This is a genomic window from Uliginosibacterium sp. 31-16, from assembly GCF_030730865.1.
Lineage (GTDB): Bacteria > Pseudomonadota > Gammaproteobacteria > Burkholderiales > Rhodocyclaceae > Uliginosibacterium.
In genome coordinates, this window is sequence record NZ_JAVALZ010000001.1 from 215,441 (window position 1) to 238,264 (window position 22,824).

General features: G+C 59.9%; 15 protein-coding genes and 2 tRNA genes. 7 read left to right on the top strand and 10 right to left on the bottom strand.

Going from position 1 to position 22,824, the window contains the following annotated elements; genetic code table 11:
- The first annotated feature begins 35 nt into the window (after nucleotides 1-35).
- Together dnaG and rpoD are read left to right on the top strand one after the other, a co-directional pair.
- A complete protein-coding gene (dnaG, locus tag Q9Q94_RS01005) occupies nucleotides 36-1,805 on the top strand; it encodes a DNA primase (protein ID WP_305978159.1) in 1,770 nt (589 codons plus the stop codon).
- A 55-nt stretch (nucleotides 1,806-1,860) separates the two neighbouring features.
- Entirely contained in the window at nucleotides 1,861-3,828 is a 1,968-nt protein-coding gene (rpoD, locus tag Q9Q94_RS01010) for an RNA polymerase sigma factor RpoD (protein WP_305978160.1), read from the top strand.
- A 412-nt stretch (nucleotides 3,829-4,240) separates the two neighbouring features.
- Here the strand turns inward: rpoD and malQ are convergent, their stop codons facing one another.
- From malQ to Q9Q94_RS01030, 4 genes are all read right to left on the bottom strand, one after another.
- Nucleotides 4,241-5,725, bottom strand: coding sequence for a 4-alpha-glucanotransferase (gene malQ / locus Q9Q94_RS01015; protein WP_305978161.1), 1,485 nt, complete (start codon nucleotides 5,723-5,725; stop codon nucleotides 4,241-4,243).
- Nucleotides 5,726-5,740: 15 nt separating this feature from the next.
- Complete coding sequence (gene glgX, locus Q9Q94_RS01020; RefSeq protein WP_305978162.1) at nucleotides 5,741-7,813, bottom strand: glycogen debranching protein GlgX; 2,073 nt, start codon at nucleotides 7,811-7,813, stop codon at nucleotides 5,741-5,743.
- 10 nt (nucleotides 7,814-7,823) lie between these two features.
- Nucleotides 7,824-9,995 carry a 1,4-alpha-glucan branching protein GlgB gene (glgB, locus tag Q9Q94_RS01025; protein ID WP_305978163.1) on the bottom strand — a complete coding sequence of 724 codons (2,172 nt, stop codon included), beginning with the start codon at nucleotides 9,993-9,995 and terminating at the stop codon, nucleotides 7,824-7,826.
- Between the two features lie 193 nt (nucleotides 9,996-10,188).
- Entirely contained in the window at nucleotides 10,189-12,618 is a 2,430-nt protein-coding gene (locus Q9Q94_RS01030) for a glycogen/starch/alpha-glucan phosphorylase (protein WP_305978164.1), read from the bottom strand.
- A 270-nt stretch (nucleotides 12,619-12,888) separates the two neighbouring features.
- On the opposite strand from Q9Q94_RS01030, the gene glgC reads away from it, so the two are divergent.
- On the top strand, nucleotides 12,889-14,160 hold the full coding sequence (gene glgC / locus Q9Q94_RS01035) for a glucose-1-phosphate adenylyltransferase (protein ID WP_305978165.1): 1,272 nt from the start codon (nucleotides 12,889-12,891) through the stop codon (nucleotides 14,158-14,160).
- Entirely contained in the window at nucleotides 14,157-15,629 is a 1,473-nt protein-coding gene (gene glgA, locus Q9Q94_RS01040; RefSeq protein WP_305978166.1) for a glycogen synthase GlgA, read from the top strand. The genes glgC and glgA overlap by 4 nt, the downstream gene beginning before the upstream one ends.
- Before the next feature lie 267 nt (nucleotides 15,630-15,896).
- Here the strand turns inward: glgA and Q9Q94_RS01045 are convergent.
- Both Q9Q94_RS01045 and Q9Q94_RS01050 read right to left on the bottom strand, forming a co-directional pair.
- Nucleotides 15,897-15,970, bottom strand: a tRNA-Met gene (locus tag Q9Q94_RS01045).
- A 51-nt stretch (nucleotides 15,971-16,021) separates the two neighbouring features.
- Nucleotides 16,022-16,097, bottom strand: a tRNA-Thr gene (locus tag Q9Q94_RS01050).
- 129 nt (nucleotides 16,098-16,226) lie between these two features.
- On the opposite strand from Q9Q94_RS01050, the gene Q9Q94_RS01055 reads away from it, so the two are divergent.
- The 3 genes from Q9Q94_RS01055 (at nucleotide 16,227) to Q9Q94_RS01065 (ending at nucleotide 20,255) form a co-directional block, all read left to right on the top strand.
- Entirely contained in the window at nucleotides 16,227-17,762 is a 1,536-nt protein-coding gene (locus Q9Q94_RS01055) for a histidine kinase (protein ID WP_305978167.1), read from the top strand.
- A gap of 13 nt (nucleotides 17,763-17,775) precedes the next feature.
- Complete coding sequence (locus Q9Q94_RS01060) at nucleotides 17,776-18,417, top strand: response regulator transcription factor (protein ID WP_305978168.1); 642 nt, start codon at nucleotides 17,776-17,778, stop codon at nucleotides 18,415-18,417.
- Nucleotides 18,418-18,488: 71 nt separating this feature from the next.
- Nucleotides 18,489-20,255: a diguanylate cyclase gene (locus tag Q9Q94_RS01065; protein WP_305978169.1), complete on the top strand. Its 1,767-nt coding sequence runs from the start codon at nucleotides 18,489-18,491 to the stop codon at nucleotides 20,253-20,255.
- Between the two features lie 73 nt (nucleotides 20,256-20,328).
- On the opposite strand, the gene Q9Q94_RS01070 is transcribed toward Q9Q94_RS01065, so the two are convergent.
- From Q9Q94_RS01070 to Q9Q94_RS01085, 4 genes are read right to left on the bottom strand one after another with little or no spacing between them, the layout of a single operon-like run.
- Nucleotides 20,329-20,595 (bottom strand): DUF167 domain-containing protein, encoded by a 267-nt coding sequence (locus Q9Q94_RS01070; RefSeq protein ID WP_305978170.1) that lies wholly within the window; start codon nucleotides 20,593-20,595, stop codon nucleotides 20,329-20,331.
- Between the two features lie 38 nt (nucleotides 20,596-20,633).
- The gene (locus Q9Q94_RS01075; RefSeq protein WP_305978171.1) at nucleotides 20,634-21,209 is read right to left on the bottom strand and encodes a YggT family protein; all 576 of its coding nucleotides are present in this window, start codon (nucleotides 21,207-21,209) and stop codon (nucleotides 20,634-20,636) included.
- A 9-nt stretch (nucleotides 21,210-21,218) separates the two neighbouring features.
- Nucleotides 21,219-22,037 (bottom strand): pyrroline-5-carboxylate reductase, encoded by an 819-nt coding sequence (gene proC / locus Q9Q94_RS01080; RefSeq protein WP_305978172.1) that lies wholly within the window; start codon nucleotides 22,035-22,037, stop codon nucleotides 21,219-21,221.
- Between the two features lie 37 nt (nucleotides 22,038-22,074).
- On the bottom strand, nucleotides 22,075-22,779 hold the full coding sequence (locus Q9Q94_RS01085; RefSeq protein ID WP_305978173.1) for a YggS family pyridoxal phosphate-dependent enzyme: 705 nt from the start codon (nucleotides 22,777-22,779) through the stop codon (nucleotides 22,075-22,077).
- Nucleotides 22,780-22,824: the final 45 nt, after the last annotated feature.

Here is a 22,824-nt window from a genome sequence, read left to right on the forward strand (position 1 = left end):
GCATCAGCGGCGAGGCCATCGTTTTTGGAGCAGGAATGATTCCCGAGTCGTTCATTCAGGATGTTCTGGCGCGCACCGACATCGTCAGCCTGATCGAACGCTACGTTCCACTGAAGAAAGGCGGCGCCAATTACATGGCCTGCTGCCCCTTTCATAACGAGAAGAGCCCCTCGTTTTCGGTTAGCCCGACGAAGCAGTTCTATCACTGCTTCGGCTGCGGAGCACACGGCACCGCCATCGGATTTCTGATGGAATACAGCGGCATGTCTTTCCCGGAAGCCATCAAGGATCTCGCCCAGCAAGCCGGCCTTAAGATCCCGGAAGACAACGCACCGCAACAGGATCGCGCCCAGATCAGCTCTCTGCTCGACGTCATGGGGCGCGCCACACGCTTTTATCGCGAACAGCTCAAGCACTCCCAAAAAGCCATCGAATACCTCAAGCAGCGCGGCCTGACCGGCGAGATCGCCGCCCGCTTCGGAATCGGTTACGCCCCGGATGACTGGCAGGGCCTGCATGCCGTATTCCCGAATGATTACGACAGCCCAGCCCTGCTGGAGGCTGGACTGGTTATCCAGAATGAGGCAGGACGTCGCTACGACCGCTTTCGCGACCGCGTAATGTTCCCGATTCTCGACCAGCGCGGCAACATCATTGGCTTTGGCGGCCGGGTCATCGGCCAGGGCGAACCCAAATACCTGAACTCACCGGAAACGCCGCTGTTTGAAAAAGGGCGCGAGCTCTACGGCCTGTTCCAGGCGCGCCAAGCCATTCGCGAAAGCGGTGTGGTGGTGGTAGTCGAAGGCTACATGGATGTCGTCGCTCTGGCACAGTACGGCTTCGGCAGCGCCGTCGCCACACTGGGCACCGCCACCACAGCCACCCACATCCAGAAACTGTTCCGCCAGTCAGAACGGGTCGTTTTCTGCTTTGACGGCGACAAAGCCGGCCGCAAGGCCGCGCGGCGCGCCCTGGAATCCTGCCTGGATCAACTTGCTGATGATCGCGAAGTCCGCTTCCTGTTCCTGCCCCCCGAACACGACCCGGACAGCTTCGTGCGCGAGCAGGGGCTGGAAGCCTTTCACCGTGCGATTCACGACGCACTGCCGCTATCGGAATTCCTGCTGCGCGAACTGCGTGGCGAACTGAATCTCGCTACCGCCGAGGATCGAGCCAAGCTTGTGCACGAAGCCAAAGCGCTCATTCCTAAAATTTCTGCTCCGGTGCTGCAACTGCAGACAGTACGCATGCTCGCCCAGGACGTCGAGATGAGTTCCGATGAGGTTTCACGCGCACTGGGCCTCCGCGTCACAAGCCCCCGCAATAAAGCAGCGGCACGCCCTGCAGGCCGCCGCACAGCCCCCGCCGGCCCGCTACGCCAAATGTTGCGCCTGCTCGGCACTCAACCACAACTGATCGAACATCTGCCAGCCGATGCGGTCAGCCTGGCCGGCGACGGCCCCGAGGCAAGCATCCTGCAAACATTCCTGGATGCCCACGATCACCACGGCTTCAGCACCTCGACCGTTGCTGCCCTGTTTGAATCCTGCCAGGACGAAACCCAAAAATTCATTCTCGGCGAACTCCTGCAAGCCTCCGATGAAGCGCGCGCAGACGATGCGGCAGCGCGCGAGGAACTGGAGGGGCACATTATCAATCTACGCATAGCCCTGCTCAATCACGAGCACGCAGAATTGACACAGCGCATCCAGCAAGGCGAACGCCTTAACCAGGAAGAAATGCTGCATTTCAAGGCGCTTTCTGCACAAAAACAGACGCTTAGGTCTGGACAAAAGTCAGCCTGATCGACTAAAATTTACGGTTTCCCAGAATTAACCCGCCCTTGAACCGAGGACCCTGATGGCCAAGGAAAAAGCAAAAGAAACGCGCAAAGATCTCCCCAAGGCGAAGCCGGGGCGGGGCAAGGACAAGAGCAAGGATCTGCCCCTTGAGATCGCGCCGCTGGACAATAGCAACGACGCTGAAGTCCGCCGCACCCGCCTGAAGAACCTGATTGCGCTGGGCAAGGAACGCGGTTATCTCACCTACGCCGAGATCAACGACCACCTGCCTGATGACCTCGTTGACGCCGAGCAGATCGAATCGATCATCTCGACCTTCAACGACATGGGCATCCGGGTCTTTGATGTCGCCCCTGCGGCAGAAGATCTTCTTCTCTCCGACAACGTGGCCACAGCCTCCGTTGACGAAGCCGCCGAAGAAGAAGCCGAGCAGGCGCTTTCCGCCGTCGACTCCGATTTTGGTCGCACAACCGATCCGGTGCGCATGTACATGCGCGAAATGGGCACGGTAGAACTGCTCACCCGCGAAGGTGAAATTGAAATCGCCAAACGCATTGAGGAAGGCCTCAAGCACATGGTGATCGCCATCTCGGCGTGCCCATCCACCATGGCTGAAATTCTCGGCATGGCGGAGAAGGTTTCCAAAGACGAGATGCGCATCGACGAACTGGTTGACGGTCTGGTCGATCCGAATGCCGTCGAGGCTGCTGCCGAACTTCCTGAAGAGGAAGAAGAAGAGCTTGAGGCCGAAGAGGAAGATGAAGAAGACGAAGAAGGCAAAGCCAGTGCGGCCGTCACAGCGTCCCTGCTTCAACTCAAGACGGAAGCCCTTGAACGTTTTGACATCATTCGCTCACTGCACACCAAGATGATGCCCGTGCTGGTCAAAAAAGGCCCGCACGACAAAGCTTGCGAAAAACTGCACGAACAGATCAGCGCCGAGCTGATGAACATCCGTTTCACCGCTCGCCAGATTGAAAACCTGTGCGACGGCGTGCGCCACATGGTCGAAAACGTCCGCAAGCATGAACGCAAGATCCTTGATCTGTGCGTGGAACGCTCCGGCATGTCGCGCGCCCACTTTATCAAGGTGTTCCCGGGCAACGAAACCAATCTCGACTGGCTCAAGGGCGAAATTAGCTCAGGCGCTGCTTACGCCACAGTCCTGATGCGCATGCAGCCTGCCATTCTGGAAGAACAGCAGAAACTCATCGATCTGCAGAATCACATTCAGATCCCCCTGAAGGATCTGAAGGAGATCAACAAACAGATGAGTACTGGTGAGGCCAAGATGCGTCGCGCCAAGCGCGAAATGACCGAAGCCAATCTGCGCCTCGTGATTTCCATCGCCAAGAAATACACCAATCGCGGCTTGCAGTTCCTCGATCTGATTCAGGAAGGCAACATCGGCCTGATGAAGGCGGTGGACAAGTTCGAATACCGCCGCGGCTACAAGTTCTCAACGTATGCCACATGGTGGATCCGTCAGGCCATCACGCGCTCGATCGCCGATCAGGCCCGCACCATCCGCATCCCGGTGCACATGATCGAAACGATCAACAAGATGAACCGCATCTCGCGTCAGATCCTGCAGGAAACCGGTGCGGAGCCGGATCCCGCAACGCTGGCGATCAAGATGGAGATGCCGGAAGACAAGATTCGCAAGATCATGAAAATTTCCAAGGAGCCCATCTCCATGGAAACCCCGATCGGCGACGACGACGATTCCCATCTTGGCGACTTCATCGAAGACACCGCTACCCTGGCTCCGGCCGAAGCAGCGCTGTACTCGTCACTGAAGGACACCACCAAGGAAATTCTCGACTCGCTCACGCCGCGCGAAGCCAAAGTGCTGCGCATGCGTTTCGGTATCGAAATGAACACGGATCACACGCTGGAAGAAGTCGGCAAGCAATTCGACGTAACCCGCGAACGCATCCGCCAGATCGAAGCCAAAGCCCTGCGCAAACTGCGTCACCCCAGCCGTTCCGAGAAGCTTCGCAGCTTCCTCGACGGCGAAGGTTGATTTGTTTTACGGGTTTGTGCGGTCTCTGACCGCACAAGCTTGGGCCTCTAGCTCACGCCTGGTTAGAGCAGCGGACTCATAAAATTTGTGCCGTACGTTTGGAAACTGCGTACGGGATGGTGTCAAATTCGGCGAAACCTACGTGCGGCAACGCATATGGCAACACCGAGCCAAGCTTCAGCGTGAAAACGCTGCAGAAGGTGTAGAGACTAGACGGCACCCACCTAAGGCAAAAGCTATGGTGAAGGCATAGTCCAGGGAGTGGCGAAAGCCACACAAACCAGAATCCGTTGGTACCGAGTTCGACTCTCGGGGGGCCCACCAAAACATAGTCCAACAAGGACTTCTAAAAGCCGGAATCCTTTTACAGCAAGGATTCCGGCTTTTTATTGGTCGCGCCATCCGGGCAAAATCAGCGTCGGTAGAGTTCGGAGAACCGAAGCAGCAGCTCGCCATGCCGAGGCTGCAGTTGCGCCCAGTCGAAGCGCCATTGCCAGTAGCCTTCAGATTTTCCCGGGAAGTTCATCCGCGCCTCACCGCCTAGCCCCAGCACATCCTGCATGGGATGGATGGCTGTATCAGCCACACTGGCGCAGGCCGCGCGGATCAAACTCCAGTGAATATCGTCACCGCTGCAGGCAAGGTAGTCACGCACATGCTGGCGCTCAATCTCGCTGATCTCGTGCCACCAGCCGCGTGTCGTGTCATTGTCATGAGTGCCGGTATAGACCACCGTGTCCGGGCTGTAGTTGTGTGGCAAATAAGCGTTTTTATTGTCACCGCCAAAGGCAAAGTGCAGGATGCGCATGCCGGGCAGGCGGAACTGCTGGCGCAGTGCGTCGACCGCCGGGGTGAGGATGCCGAGATCTTCGGCGATGATCTTCTGCGGCCCAAGTGCAGCGTCGATGGCTTCAAACAGCGCGGCGCCCGGACCGGGCAGCCAGCGCCCCTTTATGGCGTTGGGCTCACTGGCCGGGATCTCCCAGTAATCCACAAAGCCACGGAAGTGATCGATACGCACGATGTCGACCAGCTCGAATGTGCGGCGGATGCGGGTGATCCACCAGGCGTAGTTTTCCGCAGCGTGAGCAGGCCAGCGATACAGCGGGTTGCCCCAGCGCTGGCCTTCGGTACTGAACGCGTCAGGCGGCACACCGGCCACCACTTCTGGTTTGCCTGTAGCGTCGAGTTCGAAGAGCTCTGGCCGCGCCCACACTTCGGCGCTCTGGTAAGCGATGAAGATCGGTGCATCGCCGATGATCTGGATGCCTTTTGAATTGGTATAGGCCTTCAACGCGTGCCACTGGCGGAAGAAGGCGCACTGGCAGAACTTCCAGAAATGAATGCGCTCGGCGTGGGCGATACGCGCTTCGGCCAGTGCCGCTGGTTCTCGTCTGGCGAGTGGCGCAGGCCAGTCGCACCAGTCCTGCCCGCCGTAGTGATCGGCCAGTGCCATGAACAACGCGTAGTCATCCAGCCAGTCAGTCTGCGCGGCACAGAAATCGGCATAGGCCTGGCGCGCGGCGCTGCTCGCGCCGAGGGTGAAATTCAGCGCGGCCTCATTCAGGCGGGCCATGCGCCAAGGCACCACCGCGGCGAAGTTGGTGCTGCCCGCGGAGAAGCCCGGATCGGGCGTGAGATCAGCAGGGAGCCAGCCCTGCGCCTGCAGCTCGGCCAGATCAATCAACAATACATTGCCCGCAAAAGCTGAACTGCTCATGTAGGGCGAGTTGCCGGGGCCGATGCCCCCCAGCGGCAGGATCTGCCACAGCGATTGCCCGCTGGCAGCAAGCCAGTCTATGAACTTGCGCGCCTCAATGCCCAGATCACCCGAGCCGTGCGGCCCCGGCAACGAGGTAGGATGGAGCAGGATGCCACTGGCACGAGGAAGTCGCATGAAACTTATCCTGACTTATGACAGATGAAGCTTTGCGCCACCGGCAGCCAACAGCACCATGCTGTGCGCGCCAAGCGGGAAAGGCGTTTCGCCCGGACCATGCCAGTCGCGCTCGCCGCGTGTATCAGCCGTGTCCAGCCACACCCGCCATTCCCCGGCAGGCAAGGTGAAATGGCAATCAACAGGCTCGGCGTTGATCAGCAACAGCAACGGCACACTGGCGCGCCCGGGATGATTGATCAGGCAACCGAGTGTGCGAGCGCCGTTGTCGCGCCACTCATGGCTGTGCAGAGCCTCGCCATCCTTGCGCAGCCAGAGCAGATCCTCGACACCGCGCCGGTACCAGTGGGTGGCAAAAAGCATGGCCTTGCGACGCAGCGCCAGCAGCCGGGCGGTATAGGCAATCAGATCCTGATCGGCGCGGGCCCAGTCGATCCAGGTCGTTTCGTTGTCCTGACAGTAAGGGTTGTTGTTGCCCTGCTGGCTGTGCCCAAGCTCATCACCGGCGGCCAGCATGGGCATGCCTTGCGAGAAAACCACGCTGGCCAGCAGCACCCGCTGCATCCGGGCGCGCAAGGCGAGCACAAGCGGATCGGTGCTGGGCCCTTCTTCACCGCAGTTGTTGCTGAAGTTGTGGTTGTGACCGTCGCGGTTGTCTTCACCGTTGGCCTGATTACGGCGGACCGCGTAGGTGAGCAGATCGCGCAAGGTGTAGCCATCGTGTGAAACGATGTAGTTGATCGAGGCCAGCGGCTCGCGGCGGTTGGCCTGAAACAGATCGGACGAACCACACAGGCGCATCGCGAAATCGCCACGCGTGCACGGCGCGTTCAGCCAGAAAGCGCGCATGGTGTCGCGGAAACGGTCGTTCCACTCATGCCAACCGCGCGGGAAGCCGCCGAGCTGATAGCCGCCGGGACCGATATCCCATGGCTCGGCGATCATCGTCACGCGCGACAATACGGGATCCTGCGCCACCGCAGCGAAGAACGCGGAGCGCGGATTGAAGCCGTTGTCGTCCCGGCCAAGGATGGAAGCGAGGTCGAAGCGGAAACCGTCGACATGCATTTCGCTGACCCAGTAGCGCAGGCTGTCCAGCACGAGCCGCAATACATTGGGCTGACGGATATCGAGCGTGTTGCCGCAGCCGGTGTCGTTGATGAAGATGCGCTTGTTGTTGGCGTCCAGGCGGTAGTAGCTGGCGTTGTCCAGTCCGCGAAAGCTGATGCTCGGGCCCGTGGCGTCACTCTCGGCGGTGTGGTTGTAAACCACATCCAGGAATACGCGGATGCCAGAGGCGTGCATGGCGCGAACCATGCAGCGGAACTCGTCGCGCACGGAAAGCTCCTCTGCCCCGCTGGCGTAGCGCGGGTCAGGTGTAAAGAAATTGAGGCTGTTGTAACCCCAGTAATTCACCAACCCCATCCTGGTGAGGCGCAGTTCATCAAGGTGGTAATGCACTGGCAGGAGGCTCAGTGCTGTTACGCCCAGACGTTTCAGATGCGCAATCGAAGCCGGATGAGCCAGACCGGCATAGCTGCCACGCAAGGCTTCCGGGATGGCCAGGTTGCGCTGCGAGAAGCCTTTGACATGCAACTCGTAGATCACCGTGTCGGCCGCACTGCTCTCCGGCGGCTTGTCGTCGCCCCAGTCGAAGGTATCAGGGGCAGGTACGCGGGCCTTGAGCGCATACGGACCATTATCTTCGGGACACGGCTGTTCATGGCTCTCCGGGATCGCGCAGAAGTTCGCGTCATCCCAGTTGAAGCGGCCGACAATTTCGCGGGCATAAGGGTCGAGCAGCAGCTTTTCCGGATTGAAGTAATGCCCTTCCTGCGGCGCCCACGGCCCCTCGCAACGCAAGCCGTAGATGAGGCCCGGTTTCGCTTCGGGCAGGTAGCCGTGCCAGACGTCGAGCGTATGACTGCGCAGCGGCAGGCGCGCCAGCTCGGTGGCACTGTCGGTGTCGAACAGGCACAGAAAGACAGCGCTGGCATTTGCCGAGAACACCGCGAAATTCACGCCTCCTTCATCGGCTTGCGCGCCAAGTGGCCAAGGTTTGCCGGGCAGGAGGGTATGCAGTTCCATCCGTGACTCCTCAGGGCTGCCACTCGAAGATAACGGTGGCCAGCGGTGGCAGATCAATCAGGATCGAATCTGGCTTGCCCTGCCAAGGAACGAACTGACTGCTTGCCAGGGGTGTACCGACGTTGCTACCACCATAGTGCTGTGAATCCGTATTGATACGTTCGGCGTAGGTGCCGCTGCGCGGCACACCCAGACGGTAGCCACGATGCACGGTCGGCGTGAAATTGCACACCACCACGACCGGGCGCACATCATCATGACCGTGGCGAATGAAGCTGTAGATCGAGTGCTCGGCATCGCTGTGCTCGATCCACTCGAAGCCGCCGCCCTCCACGTCGCGCTGATGCAGAGCAGCGCTGCTGCGGTAGAAGTGATTCAGGTCGCGTACCAGATGCTGCATGCCGGCATGCAGGGCGTCTCCGGTCAGATGCCAGTCCAGGCTCTGGTCATGATTCCACTCGCGTTCCTGCGCAAACTCGCCGCCCATGAAGAGCAGCTTCTTACCGGGGTGACCGAACATGAAGCCGTAGTAGGCGCGCAGGTTGGCAAATTTCTGCCAGCGGTCGCCGGGCATCTTGCCAAGCAGTGAGCCCTTGCCATGCACCACTTCGTCGTGTGAGAGCGGCAAGACGAAATTTTCGCTGAAGGCATAGACCAGCCCGAAGCTCATTTCGTTGTGGTGATGCTTGCGGTGGATCGGATCGCGCGCCATGTATTGCAGGGTGTCGTGCATCCAGCCCATGTTCCACTTGTAATGGAAGCCCAGCCCGCCGGCGAAGGTCGGGCGCGACACGGCAGGATAGGAGGTCGACTCCTCGGCCAGGGTGATCGCCTGTGGGCGTTCGCCGCCAACGATCTCGTTCATGCGCTTGAGGAAGGCAATGGCTTCCAGATTCTCGCGCCCGCCCTGGGCGTTCGGAATCCATTCGCCCTCTTTGCGGCTGTAGTCGCGATAGAGCATCGAAGCCACGGCATCCACGCGCAGACCGTCGACGTTATAGCGCTCCAGCCAGTACAGCGCGTTGGCGATCAGGAAGTTGCGCACTTCGGTACGGCCGAAGTTGTAGATCAGGGTGTTCCAGTCCTGATGAAAGCCTTCGCGCGGATCGGCGTATTCATAGAGATGCGTGCCATCAAAATTGGCCAAGCCGTGTGCGTCGGTCGGGAAGTGGGCCGGCACCCAGTCCAGCAGCACGCCGATGCCGGCAGCGTGGGCCCGTTCGACAAAGCGGGTGAAGCCAGCGGTATCGCCAAAACGTGCGGTCGGTGAATACAGGCCAATGCTCTGATAGCCCCAGGAACCATCAAAGGGGTGCTCGCTGATCGGCATCAGCTCCAGGTGGGTGAAGCCCATCCACTCAGCGTAGGACACCAGTTGATCGGCGAGTTCATCCCAGTTCAGCCAGTCGCGGCCGTCGTTCTTGCGCCGCCATGAAGCCAGATGGACCTCGTAGATGCTCACCGGCTGGTCAAGTGCATTCGCGCGCTGACGCTCGGGCGATGACGCGACGGCGGGCGGCAGATGGCTGACCACGCTCGCGGTGGAGGGGCGCAGCTCGCTCTGCAGCGCGTAAGGGTCGGCCTTGAGCGGCAAAATGTGGCCGTTGGCAGCGCGGATCTCGTACTTGTAATGCGCGCCTTCCGGCACATCGGGCAGGAAGATTTCCCACACCCCGCATTCGCGGCGCAAGCGCATGGGGTGGCGGCGATTGTCCCAGCCGTTGAAGTCGCCGAGCACGGCAACGCGCGAGGCATTCGGCGCCCACACCGCGAAGCTGGTGCCGGTGACGCCATCCATCTCGCACCAGCGCGCGCCAAGGATTTCGTAAGGGCGCAGGTGCGAGCCTTCGCCGAGCAGCCAGGCATCGGTTTCGCCGAGCACGGGCGGAAAGCGGTAGGGGTCTTCGAGCGTCACCGTGCTGCCGTCCTGCCAGGTGACGCGCAAGCGATAGTGAAAAGGTTTCTTTGCGTCGACCGGACCTTCAAAGAAGCCGGCCGGATGGCGTGCGACAAGCTCACCCCGCTTCTTGCGCGCACGATCCACTACGCTGATTGCTGCGGCGCCGGGGATGAAGGCGCGCAGCTGATAGCCGCCCCCGGCACCGGTGTGCAGGCCCAGAATGGCGAAGGGGTCGTCGTGGCGGGCTTCGCAGAGGGCGGTGATATCAGTGTCGGTCAGCATGCCTTGAGCTTATTCCATTTCCGCTTGCGTGGTTGCGATGTGCCTTGTTGTGCGCATGAAAGCCTGCTTGCCTGAAGAGCCGCCTCCAACAAGGATCTTCAGCGCCCCATCCCGAAGGCCCCTGCCCCGCCTTGCTGTCCAGGCACTCCGCCCGAAGAGCCCTGCTGCGCGCGGCTCTTCAGGCAGGTATTCATCAGGGCGCCACCGGTATGTTCCAGATTTCCCGGGCGTATTGCGCAATCGTGCGATCCGAGGAAAACGTGCCCATGTTGGCCATGTTGATGATGGCCTTGCTCGCCCAGGCCTCGGGTTGCGCGTAAAGGGCATCAACCTTGAGCTGTGTATCGATATAAGACGCGTAATCGGCCAGCAGCATGTAGTGGTCGCCGCCCCACAGCAGGGCATCGACCAGACCGCGGTAGCGCCCGGGTTCGTCCGGCGAGAACTGGCCGCCAGAGATGGCGTCGAGCACCGTCTTGAGGCCCGGATTGCTCTCGTAGAGACGCATCGGCTGGTAACCACCTTTTTTCATGGCCTGCACTTCTGGTGTGCGCAGGCCGAAGATGAAGATGTTGTCGTCGCCGACGTTCTCGCGGATCTCGATATTGGCCCCGTCATCGGTGCCGATGGTGAGCGCACCATTCAGTGCCAGTTTCATGTTGCCGGTGCCGGAGGCTTCGGTGCCGGCCGTCGAGATCTGCTCGGAGAGATCTGCGCCCGGCATGATCACTTCGGCCACCGATACGCCGTAGTTGGGGATGAACACGAGCTTGAGCTTGTCGCCGATGCGCGGATCATTGTTGATGATCTCGCCCACGTCGTGGATCAAACGGATGATGGATTTTGCCGCCGCATAGCCGGAGGCCGCCTTGCCCGCAAAGATCGTGACGCGCGGCACCCAGTCGGCCTCGGGCGCTGCAATGATGGCCTGGTAGCGCCAGATCACGTGCAGCACGTTGAGCAGCTGACGCTTGTACTCGTGAATGCGCTTGATCTGTACATCGAACAGGCTGGCCGGATTGACCTTCACGCCGGTCGTGCGCTCGATCAGCGCGGCCAGGCGGACCTTGTTTTCACGCTTGATTGCCATGAATTCGGAGCGGAATGCGGCATCGTCCTTTTTCGCCTCGACCTGCTTGAGCAGATCGAGATGGTTGCGCCAGTCCGGGCCAATGTTCTGGTCCAGCAGCGCAGCCAGCCCCGGATTGGCTTGAGCGAGCCAGCGGCGCGGGGTGATGCCGTTGGTCATGTTGGTGAAGCGCTCGGGCCACAGGAAGGCGAAGTCGGCGAAGAGCGTCTTGATCAGCAGATCCGAGTGCAGGGCTGACACGCCATTGATCATGTGGCTCCCCACCACCGAGAGGTTGGCCATGCGCACGCGGCGCTCGCCGTGTTCGTCGATCAGTGACAGGCGGGCCAGAAAGCCTACATCCCCGGGACGGCGCCTTTCGGCTTCGGCCAGAAATTCGGCATTGATGCGGAAGATGATTTCCAGATGACGCGGCAGCACGTGCTGCAGCAGGCCGACCGGCCAGGTTTCCAGCGCCTCCGGCATCAGGGTGTGGTTGGTGTAGGAGAAGGTCTTCTGACAGATGCTCCAAGCCTGTGCCCAGGGCATGCTGTGCTCGTCACAGAGCACATGCATCAGTTCGGCCACGGCAATGGCCGGATGCGTGTCATTCAGATGAATCGCGACCTTTTCGTGCAGGTTGGCCAGGCTGCCATGCTCCATAATGTGGCGCAGCAGGATGTCACGCACCGAGGCGGCAACGAAGAAGTATTCCTGGCGCAAGCGCAGCTCGCGCCCGGCCGGAGTGCTGTCGTTCGGATAGAGTACCCAGGAAATGTTCTCGTACTCGTTCTTCACCTGCGCGGCGCGGCCATAGTCACCCACGTTGAAAGCCTGCAGATCGAGGTCAGCCGGGGCGACGGCCTTCCACAGCCGCAAGGTGCTGACTTTCTGCGTACCGTAACCCGGAATCACCATGTCGTAGGCCTTGGCCGCCACCTCGCCGGCGTGGCGCCATACGGCACGCTCGCCAATGTGCTCGACCCAGCCGCCGAAGCGCACCGGGAAGCTGATGTCGGCACGCGGGAATTCCCAGGGCGTGCCATCGGCCAGCCAGGGATCAGGCAGTTCGGTCTGCGCGCCGCCGACGATTTTCTGCTTGAACATGCCGTACTCGTAGCGGATACCGTAGCCAAAAGACGGCAAACCAAGGTTGGCCATGGAGTCCAGAAAGCAGGCCGCCAGCCTGCCCAGGCCACCGTTACCCAGTGCGGCGTCGGGTTCGTGGTCCCTTACATCCTCGAGCGTGTGAGCATGGTCCATCATGCTCTTGGAGGCCGCATTGGTCAGGCGCAACGCACCCAGAGCATTCGAGAGGGTTCGGCCGATCAGAAACTCCATCGACAGGTAATACACGCGCCGCGCCTTGTTCTCACGATCAGCGCTCTGGGATTGCACCCAGCGCTCGGAGAGCTGTTCTCGTGCGACCTGCGCCACAGCCTTCATCAGGTCCGTGGAAGTGGCGTCATGACTTGCAACACCAACGGTCTTGAGCAACTGCGCATCAATGGCCATGTTCATGGCCGTGCTGGAGTCTGGGATCGGGGTATTCACGGCATCTCCTTGAATCAGTCCGCTGGGGATATCCAGTTTGTTGTTTGTCATTTTCAGGCAAGACGATACAAATTTGCCACATGCCCGCACGCCCGCCTTGTTTCGGTGCATGGAGCGCAATAGACTCTGATCCATGCAATTTGCGGGCCTTGCTCAAGTGGGGCCGTACATGCTCTGTGCGCATGATAGTCATAGCGCTGTCTTGATGCAGGCACATTACATGCTCGTATCCGCTGTTTCATTTTTTGAACGAATGGACAAGGAAAACAAATGGCTTACTCCGACCTGGCGCAGAGTCTTGATCTTCCAAAGCGTACGGTTGCCTTGGTGCTGGCCGGAGGACGCGGGAGCCGTCTGAAAAACCTGACCGACCGCCGCTGCAAGCCCGCGGTGTATTTCGGGGGAAAGTTCCGGATCGTTGATTTCGCCCTGTCGAACTGTCTCAACTCGGGCATCCGTCGCATTGGCGTGATCACCCAGTACAAGTCGCACAGCCTTCTGCGCCATCTGCAGCGTGGCTGGGCCTTCCTGAAGCCCGAGATGAACGAGTTCATCGATCTTCTGCCTGCGCAGCAGCGCACCGAAGATGAGCGCTGGTACAGCGGAACGGCGGACGCCGTATTCCAGAACCTGGACATCATCTCCGGCTATAGCGCCGACTATGTGCTGGTGCTGGCGGGAGACCACATCTACAAGCAGAACTATGCACTGATGATCGCAGACCACGTTGCCAAGGGGCGCGAGTGCACCGTGGGATGCATCGCCGTACCCCGCAAGGAAGCCCGTGATTTTGGCGTGATGGCGGTGGATGAGAACAACAACATCATTGATTTTGTTGAAAAGCCGGATGTCCCGCCGGCCATGCCCGATAACCCCGAGATGTCGCTGGCCAGCATGGGGATCTATGTTTTCAACTCCAGCTATCTGTACGCGGAACTGGTGCGCGACCTTGCCGACCCCAACTCCAGCCATGACTTCGGCAAGGACATCATCCCCCGTGCGGTGCGGCATGGGCATGCCGCCGCGCATCCGTTCGCACTCAGTTGCGTGCGCAATCGGGCCGGCGAGGTTCCATACTGGCGCGATGTGGGCACCGTCGATGCCTACTGGGATGCCAATATCGATCTCACGGCGACCGAGCCGCAACTGAACCTGTATGACACCAACTGGCCGATCTGGAGCTACCAGGCGCAGTTGCCGCCCGCCAAGTTTGTCCACAATGAACCGGGCAGGCGCGGAGCGGCAACCGAATCAGTCGTCTCCGGCGGCTGCATCGTGTCTGGTGAAGTCCTGCGTACCCTTCTTTTCAGCAATGTACGAGTGCACTCGCATGCTTATGTGAGCTGGTCGGTACTGTTGCCCGGGGTGCAGGTGGGACGCAATGCACGTTTGAACAAAACCGTGATCGATCGCGACTGCATCATTCCTGATGGGATGGTGATTGGCGAAGACCCGGAACTTGATGCCAAGCGGTTCTACCGTACGGCTGGAGGTGTAACGCTGGTGACGCGCGACATGTTGATCGCCCTGCAATCGTCATGAAAGTTCTGCATGTTGCGGCGGAGATATTTCCGCTGGTAAAAACGGGCGGGTTGGCCGATGTATTGGGCGCTTTGCCGCAAGCACTGATCGGGCAAGGAACGGATGTACGCCTGCTTCTGCCTGGTCTGCCTCCCATTCTCGACGCGGTCCTGTCCCCCACGCTCGTGTGCGAAATCGGCGCTGTATTCGGGGCGGCTAAAGTACGCCTGATCCGGGGACACATGCCGTTCAGTCATGTGCCGGTGTACGTGGTTGATGCGCCCTATTTCTATCGACGCAGCGGCAGTCCCTATCAGAGCAGCTCCGGAGTCGAGTGGCCCGACAATCTGCAACGTTTCGCCTTGCTCGGCTGGGTTGCGGCACAGCTTGCTGCGGGCGAGCTGGATGCGGGCTGGCTGCCAGACGTCGTCCACGCTCATGACTGGCATGCGGCAATGGCCTGTGCGTATATCGCCCAGCACTTGCCAACCCGAGCTGCCCGGGTGTTTACGGTGCATAACCTGGCCTATCAAGGCCTGTTCTCGCTGAACGACTTCCATTTGCTCGGTCTGCCGGGGCGCTTTGCCGCACCCAGCGCACTCGAATACCACGGCCAGCTTTCTTTCATGAAAGCCGGTCTGAAATTCGCGAACGCCATCACTACGGTAAGCACCAGTTATGCCCGCGAGATTGCTACGCCGGAGTTCGGCTGTGGTCTGGAAGGTGTGATCCAGAGTCGTGCCGGCTGTGTTTTCGGAGTACTCAATGGCGTGGACTACGCGGTATGGAATCCGGAACACGATACCGGCATTGCCGCGCCTTACTCTGCCGATCAGCTTGACGGCAAAGCCTTGTGCAAAGCCGGGTTGCAAGCCGAGATGGGGCTGACACAGGACGCAAAAGCACTCCTGTTTGGGGTCGTCAGCCGTCTGACTTCACAGAAGGGGCTCGATCTGGTCCTCGCCGCATTGCCAGCCCTGTTGCAGGCTGGCGCTCAAATTGTCGTGCAGGGGAGCGGTGACAGCGCGCTTGAGACCGCATTCATTGAGGCTGCCAAAAATCATCCGCGGCAGATTGCCGTACGCATTGCCTATGACGAGGCTCTGGCCCATCGCATTATCAGCGGCGCAGACAGTCTGCTCATGCCTTCTCGTTTCGAACCCTGCGGTCTCACTCAGTTATATGCCTTGCGCTACGGCTGCTTACCCTTGGTACGCCATGTAGGCGGCCTGGCCGACACCGTCGTCAATGCCAGCGCAGCCCATCTTGAAGCAGATCAGGCGACAGGATTCTGTTTTGTCGAAGCCAGTGCCCATGCCCTGAGTGTTGCCATGCACCAAGCAATCAAACTCTATCAGCAACCGGGTGTCTGGCAAAAAATCATGCGTCGGGCGATGCAGCAGGAGTTCTCCTGGGATGTGGCAGCCAGAAGCTATCTGGATCTGTACAAAAGACTGACAGAAACAATGCGATTGCCGGTCAGCCCATAGCCTTCATGAGGAGAGGCTCCAAGCATTGCAGCGCAGTGATTTGAAAACCGCCGCCAGCGGCCTCTTCACAAACATCGCTCTGGATGATTCGTAAAATGGAGGTTTGGGCCTGGGCCCATCCATCTTTCGCCTGTCACGGCGCTTTTCGAAGTCAGAAACGCAAAAATGCCGGTCATTGAAAGTGACCGGCATTTTTTTAGACAAACCCTTAAAGTACAAAGCAAAAAGCCCAGTCTTTCGACCGGGCTTTTTACTGAAGGTATTGGGTTGCGGGGACAGGATTTGAACCTGTGACCTTCGGGTTATGAGCCCGACGAGCTGCCAGACTGCTCCACCCCGCGTCAGAGAAAGAAGATTATGCGCTACAACCTTCTAAAAATCAAGAACTAATTTGGTGCCGCTTGTCTGACTCGAACAGACGACCTACCGCTTACAAGGCGGTTGCTCTACCAACTGAGCTAAAGCGGCACTGCATGCCTGACCAAGGCAAAAACAACCAGAAGTCCAATCAGGGCGCGGATTATAGCTCATCTTTGGGATTCATCATGCACCTTCGCATGTTATCTTCGTCTCCTCTGAATCAGGAGATTCGATTTCATGTTGTCTGCGCAACGCTCTGCCCCTTTGCGCGTCCTGTTCGTTGAAGATGATGAGAACGACGCCCTGCTTCTTGCGCGCCATCTGCGCAAGGAGGGCTATATGCTGGAAAGCCGCCAGGTAAATGCCCTGGACGCACTGGAAAAAGCGCTCGGCGAAGCTGATTGGGATGTAGTGATATCGGATTATTCCTTGCCCGGTTTTTCAGCAGTGGAAGCCTTGAAGACGGTTCAGGACTACATGGCCGACATTCCCTTCATCGTCGTTTCGGGAATGCTGGACGAAGCAACTGCTTGCGCCATGATGCAGGCGGGAGCGCAGGATTATCTGAGCAAGGACAAGCTGGATCGGCTTGCTCCCGTAATTGACCGTGAACGCAGCGAAGCCCAGATCCGCCGCGAACGACGCATGGCACTGGAGGCCGTACGGGCCAACGACGAACGTTTCCGCGCTTTGGCCGCGAATGTCCCGGGGGTTTTGTTCCAGATGCAGGCCGCGCTGACGGGCAACCTGCGCTTTCTGTATGTGAGCGAAGCCAGCCAGATGCTGCTGGGAGTATCGTCAGAAGCACTTCTGTTGCGCCCGGATCCACTTCTTGGACTGATTACCGAGGATGACCGCGCCGGCTTCTGCTCTGCGCTGGAGCAGGCTGGTTCGCGCAGCGCCACCCTGAACTGGGAAGGTCGCGTACTGCTGCCAGGAGGTGATCTGAAATGGATCAACATCCGCTGCTCACCCCGCTATCTTGATGATGGCGTCACCTTGTGGGAAGGCGTGATGTGGAACATAACCCAGAGTCGTCGCGCCGAGGCAGAATTGCGCGACTCACGCGCCCAGCTCGCCGAACTGTCGGAGCACCTGCAACGCATCAAGGAAGATGAGCGGGATCGGATAGCCCGCGACATACACGATGTGCTCGGGGGTACCCTCGTGGGCATCAAAATATCGGCCAAGCTTTTGGCAGGCAAACTTGAACAGGACGAGGCTCTGAAAAAGCGCGTGCGCGACATCGAAACCATGCTGGACGAAGCCATCACAACGGCCGGCCGGGTTGCTCGCGAGTTGCGTCCAGGCATTCTGAAGGAGTTCGGGCTGGCCGCTGCAGTTGAAAGCTTTGCAGAAGACTTCACGCACCGCGCCGGGGTTCCCTGCGCGGTACTGTGTGCAGACCACGACATCGAAACCGATGAAGACACGGCATTGGCGCTGTTCAGAACCTATCAGGAGGCGCTGACGAATGTAACCAAACATGCCCAGGCCAGTCACGTTGAAGTGCGCCTGACGCAGGAGTACGACGAGATCGTGCTTGAGATCAGCGACGATGGTCGCGGGCTTCAGCCCGAGGATCTGCTCAAGCCGAAATCTTTTGGCCTGCGCGGCATTCGTGAGCGACTCACGGTATTGGGTGGCAGCATGGAATTAATGGTGCGGGAACCCCATGGCACAACCATGGTGTTACGCGCACCGCTAGGGGGGCGACGCCCTGAACTGGATGCGGACTCGGCCGCAGTTTCCGATAGACAGGCTACAGCCTGAAGGAATGGATGTCATGACAGAAAAGATTCGTGTACTGATTGCTGACGACCACGCCATCATCCGCCAGGGACTCAAACAGATTCTTTCGGACACCGAGGATCTGGAGGTTACTGGCGAGGCCGATGGCGGAGTCCCTGCGGTACAGATGATCCGCGAGCATCAATATGACGTGGTGCTGATGGATGTTTCCATGCCGGACCGCAACGGCATTGATTCGCTGAAAATGATCAGGAAGGAAAACCCGCGTCTGCCCGTGCTGATGCTGAGCATGCACCCCGAAGAGCAGTACGCCATCCGGGCGCTCCGCGCCGGGGCCGCCGGCTACCTGTCAAAGCAAGGAGCGCCGGAGCAACTGGTTACAGCCATCCGTCAGGTTGCCAGTGGCAAGAAATTCGTCAGTGCTGCCGTTGCCGAAGAACTCGCCAATTCCATCGGTGAAGACTTTGACAAGCCTGCGCACGAGAAGCTCTCTGACCGCGAATACCAGACCCTGTGCATGATTTCATCGGGCAAGACACTGACCCAGATCGCCGAGCAACTGAATCTGAGCGTCAAGACGGTCAGCGTTTACCGTGCCCGTTTGCTGGAAAAAATGAAGCTGCGCAACAATGCGGAATTGACCCACTACGGTCTCAAGCACGGACTGGTAGAGTAAATTGACTTTTCTGCGGGAACGCTGCTTTCTTCTGAGACGCGGAACTGGCAACCGGGACGCGCTCGACAACCATGGCTGACTTCACCTCTCCTTCTGAAATCGCTCGCGAAGTCTTTCGCCGCCTGACCGCACGCCGCATCCAGCCAACGCCTGAAAATTTCAGCGAGCTCTATCACCAGATCTCGGGCGTCCCGCCGGAAGAGCCCTTCCCGGACCGCCATCTGCGCCAGGTTGCAGCGGCCCTGCCCCGTGCAACCCCCGAACAATTGCGTCTGGCACGACAGTTTGAAACGGCTTTTTCCGAGCATAACTGGCAGTCGTTCAAGCAACAGCTGATCGTCCTGCTCTCCTCGCAGGAAACCGAACCACTGGCATGGGCAGCCCTGATTCGCGATCTGCAGGCCCAGTCCGAGCGCCGCCAGATGGGCCTCAGCAGCGTGACCAAGCACGAGGCACTGAACCGTGTTCTGGAGAGCAGCGCCAGCGATCAGGAGGCGTTGTTCTCCCGCCTGCAGGGTTTGGTCAAGGGCTGGGCTCAACTCCCCTCTGCAGGCAGCAATATAGAAGTCGACACGGAGTCCCCCACCCCTACGGTTACGGCCACAGCGCTCACCCAGAGAACTGTGCCGACCGATCTGACCCAAGCTCCCGAGCTGTGGCGCGACCTGATTGCCGATACGCTGGAGAGCGCGGTCGGCATGCTGCTCATTGACACGCCCGAACTCGCCAAGGAAGCCACTGCACTCGCAAAACTGCTGCGTGATCCGGCCACGGGCGAGAGCGAAGATTTTTCGGCGCGGCTGCGTCAGTTCTCCTACAAGGTGCAATGGGTCGCTCAGGATCAGAGTTACATCCGTAGCGCCTTGCTCAATCTGCTGCGCCTGATCATCGAGAACATCGGCGAACTGGTCATTGAAGACAAATACCTGCAGGGCCAGATGGCCGTGTTGATGGAACTGTTCTCACGCCCACTCGACAAGGGCGTGCTGGAAGAACTCGGCGAGCGTCTGCGCGACGTAATCTACAAGCAGGGCACCATCAAACGCAGCCTGAACGAAGCACAAAACCGTCTGCGCGACATGCTCGCGCATTTTGTCGAACGCCTCGGCGAACTCGCCGAGTCCACCGGCAGCTACCACGGCAAGGTCAGCGCTTTTGCCGAACAGATCACCAAGGCGTCCAGTCTGAACGAACTGGCCGGACTGGTTGACGAAATCGTCAAGGAAACGAAGCTGGTTGAAAACAGCGCCCGCCACTCACAGGAAGAGCTTCAGAGCCTGCGCATTACCGTGGATCAGGCCAACAAGGAAATTGCCCGCCTGGAAGGCGAGCTGGAAACGGCCAGCGAGATGGTCCGCCACGACCCGCTGACGGGCACGCTCAACCGCAAGGGTCTGGACGAAATGCTTGCCCGCGAAACGGCACGCATGCAGCGCCGCGGCAGCAAGCTGAGCCTGGCCCTGCTGGACGTAGACGACTTCAAGAAACTCAACGACAGCCTTGGTCACACTACCGGTGACGAGGCACTCAAGCATCTGGCACTGGTGATCCGCGAAAACATCCGTCCGCAAGACTCCGCCGGACGCTACGGCGGCGAAGAATTCCTGATCCTGCTGCCGGACACCGGCCTGGAGGACGGCATCACCGCCATGCGTCGCCTGCAGCGCGAGCTGACCAAACGCATCTTCCTGCACGACAACAGGAAGGTACTGATCACCTTCAGCGCGGGGGTCACCGAAATGCGTCCGGATGAAACCGTCCATACCGCGATCGATCGTGCTGACAAGGCCATGTACAAAGCCAAGAACGCTGGCAAAAATCGCGTCGAAGGAAACTAGACCAGGCCCGGAACCCGATTCTGGCATGGTTCTTCAGGCAGGCACTTCCAAGAACTGCGCACAGCAAGCCTCTTCAGGCTAGCTGCTCCATCAGCCTCGCCACGCTTGGCTCTGCAGCCCCCTCTATCCGCACGACCTTCTGTCGGGAGCTCTCCCCGCTCAGCAGCATCACCGCCGCTTTCGGCACCCCCATGAACTTCGCCAGAAACGCCAGCAGGCAGGCATTCGCCTTGCCGTCCACGGGCGGCGCAGCAAGCCGGATCTTCAATGCGTCACCGTGCAAACCAGCAAACTCGGTCCGCTTCGCACCGGGCTGCACGTGCAGGCTGAGCGTCAGCACGCCATCGGGCTGACGGCGAAGCGGATGCACAAAGCCACTCACACGAAGAGCAAGCGAGCGACCCCGCCCTGCAGATTGTTGAGCATATACAGCAGAATCTGCAGCACCAGCAGCAAGAGCAGCGGCGAAAGATCCACGCCAGAGATAGGCGGCAGGATGCGCCGGAATGGCGCCAGGAAGGGGCGTGTCAACGCATTGATCGGACCGGCAAAAGGCGAATACGGATTCACCCAGGACAGGATCGCTCCCAGCAGCACCACGCCAAGCAACAGATACAAAGCAGAACGCAGCAACTCGAAGGCTCCGATGATCAGAACTCCGGTCATCAGCGGCAGCGGCTGGCCGAGACTGTGCCCTCCCAGCAGCGCCAGCAGCAACGCCAGCAAAGCCTGCAGCAGCCAGGCTGGCAGCAGCGCACTCAGGTCCAGCTTGCCAATGCTTGGGACTATTTTCTGAAACGGCAACACCGCCCAGTTGGTCGTTGCCAGGACGAACTGGCCAAGCTGGCTGACGAAAGAAATACGCATGAAGCGCATTGCCGTGCGCACCAGCAGCAGCATGGTAAAAAACCCGAACACGGCACTCAGGATCATTGACAGGATATCCAGCAGCATACGTTCTCCTCAGGCCTCGTCGCGACCAAGCTGGTCGCCCATTTCCGCGCCGCGCGCCGCCGCAGCGGCCAGCGCACGCGCCACCAGCGCCGGAAAACCGTCGTCCGCCATGCTCTGCAGCGCCGCGGCCGTGGTGCCGCCCTTGGACGTCACCCGCTCACGCAGCACGGCAGGCGATTCCGGACTTTGCGCCGCCAATGCCGAAGCCCCGACCAGAGTCTCGATCGCCAGCTGCCGCGCGGTATCCGGCGGCAGGCCAAGTGCCTCCCCTCCGGCCTGCAAGGCTTCGATGAAGTGGAATACATAGGCCGGTCCGCTGCCAGAAAGCGCGGTTACCGCATCCATCTGGGCTTCTTCGCTCAACCAGACACTGCTGCCCACCGCCGCCATGATGCGGCTGACGGCTTGGCGCCCGGCCTCGGCCACGCTGGCATCCGCATACAGGCCGGTCACGCCCTGCCCGATCAGCGCCGGGGTGTTCGGCATCGCCCGCACCAGCGTGGTGTAGCCGCCCAGCCAGCGCGACAGATCGGCCAGGCGCAAGCCCGCCGCAATGCTCACCACCAGCTGGCGCGTCAGTTGCCCCGCAAACGGGCTCAGGGCCTCGCGCATCTGCTGGGGTTTCACCGCCAGCATCAGCACATCGCAATCCAGCGCGGCCGTGTCCAGCTGTGCCACAGCACGCACGCCGAAATCCGTTTGCAAACGGGTACGCGCCGCCTCATACAGCTCCACAACCTGAATGTCCGCCGCCGCAAAACCCTGCTTGAGCAGCCCGCCAATGAGCGCGGAAGCCATGTTGCCGCCGCCAAGGAAAGTGATTTTCATGTGTTGGTTCGTCAAACGAAATGAATGGAGTGAATCATCACGAAGCGGGCTTCGCCGGCCGGCCACCAAAGATGGCCGTGCCGACCCGCACCAGCGTTGAGCCTGCGGCGATGGCCTGCGCCATATCGGCAGACATGCCCATCGACAGGGTGCCCAGCGGCACATCCAGCTCTCGCTGCAACTGGTCGCGCAGCTCGACCAGCAGCCGGAACCGGCTGGCCAGCAGATGCTCATCCTCGCTCGGCTCGGGAATGCACATCAAGCCGCGCAGATGCAGGCGGGGCAAGGCCACCACGCCACGCGCCAGCGCCAGCAGATCTTCTGGAGCAACACCACTCTTGCTGGCTTCGCCGCTGACATTGACCTGCAAACACACGTTCAGCGGCGGCAGCTGCGCGTCACGCTGCTCCGCCAGACGCTGGGCGATTTTCAACCGGTCGATCGAGTGGACCCAGTGGAAATGCTCTGCCACCAGACGCGTTTTGTTGCTCTGCAAGGGGCCGATGAAGTGCCAGACAAGATCCGGCAGCTCCGTCAGTGCCACGACTTTTTCGACACCTTCCTGCACGTAGTTTTCGCCAAAATCGCGCTGTCCGGCAGTGTAAGCTTCGCGCACAGCCTCCGCAGGCCAGGTCTTGGAGACAGCCAGCAGATGCACAGAATCCGGATTTCGCCCGCTTTTCCGCTCGGCGGTGTCCATCTGGGCACGAACAGCTTTCAGGTTTTCGGCAATGCCGGGCATATAATTGGCTGAGTTAATCGGCGAAAAGGCCGAAAAAGTATAACA

Bases quoted from the DNA above. Each gene is read 5' to 3' on its own strand.
- dnaG (WP_305978159.1), top strand. From the start codon at position 36: ATGATTCCCGAGTCGTTCATTCAGGATGTTCTGGCGCGCACCGACATC.
- Q9Q94_RS01065 (WP_305978169.1), top strand. From the start codon at position 18,489: ATGGCTGACTTCACCTCTCCTTCTGAAATCGCTCGCGAAGTCTTTCGC.
- Q9Q94_RS01085 (WP_305978173.1), bottom strand. From the start codon at position 22,779: ATGCCCGGCATTGCCGAAAACCTGAAAGCTGTTCGTGCCCAGATGGAC.
- proC (WP_305978172.1), bottom strand. From the start codon at position 22,037: ATGAAAATCACTTTCCTTGGCGGCGGCAACATGGCTTCCGCGCTCATT.
- Q9Q94_RS01060 (WP_305978168.1), top strand. From the start codon at position 17,776: ATGACAGAAAAGATTCGTGTACTGATTGCTGACGACCACGCCATCATC.
- glgB (WP_305978163.1), bottom strand. From the start codon at position 9,995: ATGCTGACCGACACTGATATCACCGCCCTCTGCGAAGCCCGCCACGAC.
- Q9Q94_RS01055 (WP_305978167.1), top strand. From the start codon at position 16,227: ATGTTGTCTGCGCAACGCTCTGCCCCTTTGCGCGTCCTGTTCGTTGAA.
- malQ (WP_305978161.1), bottom strand. From the start codon at position 5,725: ATGCGACTTCCTCGTGCCAGTGGCATCCTGCTCCATCCTACCTCGTTG.
- rpoD (WP_305978160.1), top strand. From the start codon at position 1,861: ATGGCCAAGGAAAAAGCAAAAGAAACGCGCAAAGATCTCCCCAAGGCG.
- glgC (WP_305978165.1), top strand. From the start codon at position 12,889: ATGGCTTACTCCGACCTGGCGCAGAGTCTTGATCTTCCAAAGCGTACG.
- glgA (WP_305978166.1), top strand. From the start codon at position 14,157: ATGAAAGTTCTGCATGTTGCGGCGGAGATATTTCCGCTGGTAAAAACG.
- Q9Q94_RS01075 (WP_305978171.1), bottom strand. From the start codon at position 21,209: ATGCTGCTGGATATCCTGTCAATGATCCTGAGTGCCGTGTTCGGGTTT.
- glgX (WP_305978162.1), bottom strand. From the start codon at position 7,813: ATGGAACTGCATACCCTCCTGCCCGGCAAACCTTGGCCACTTGGCGCG.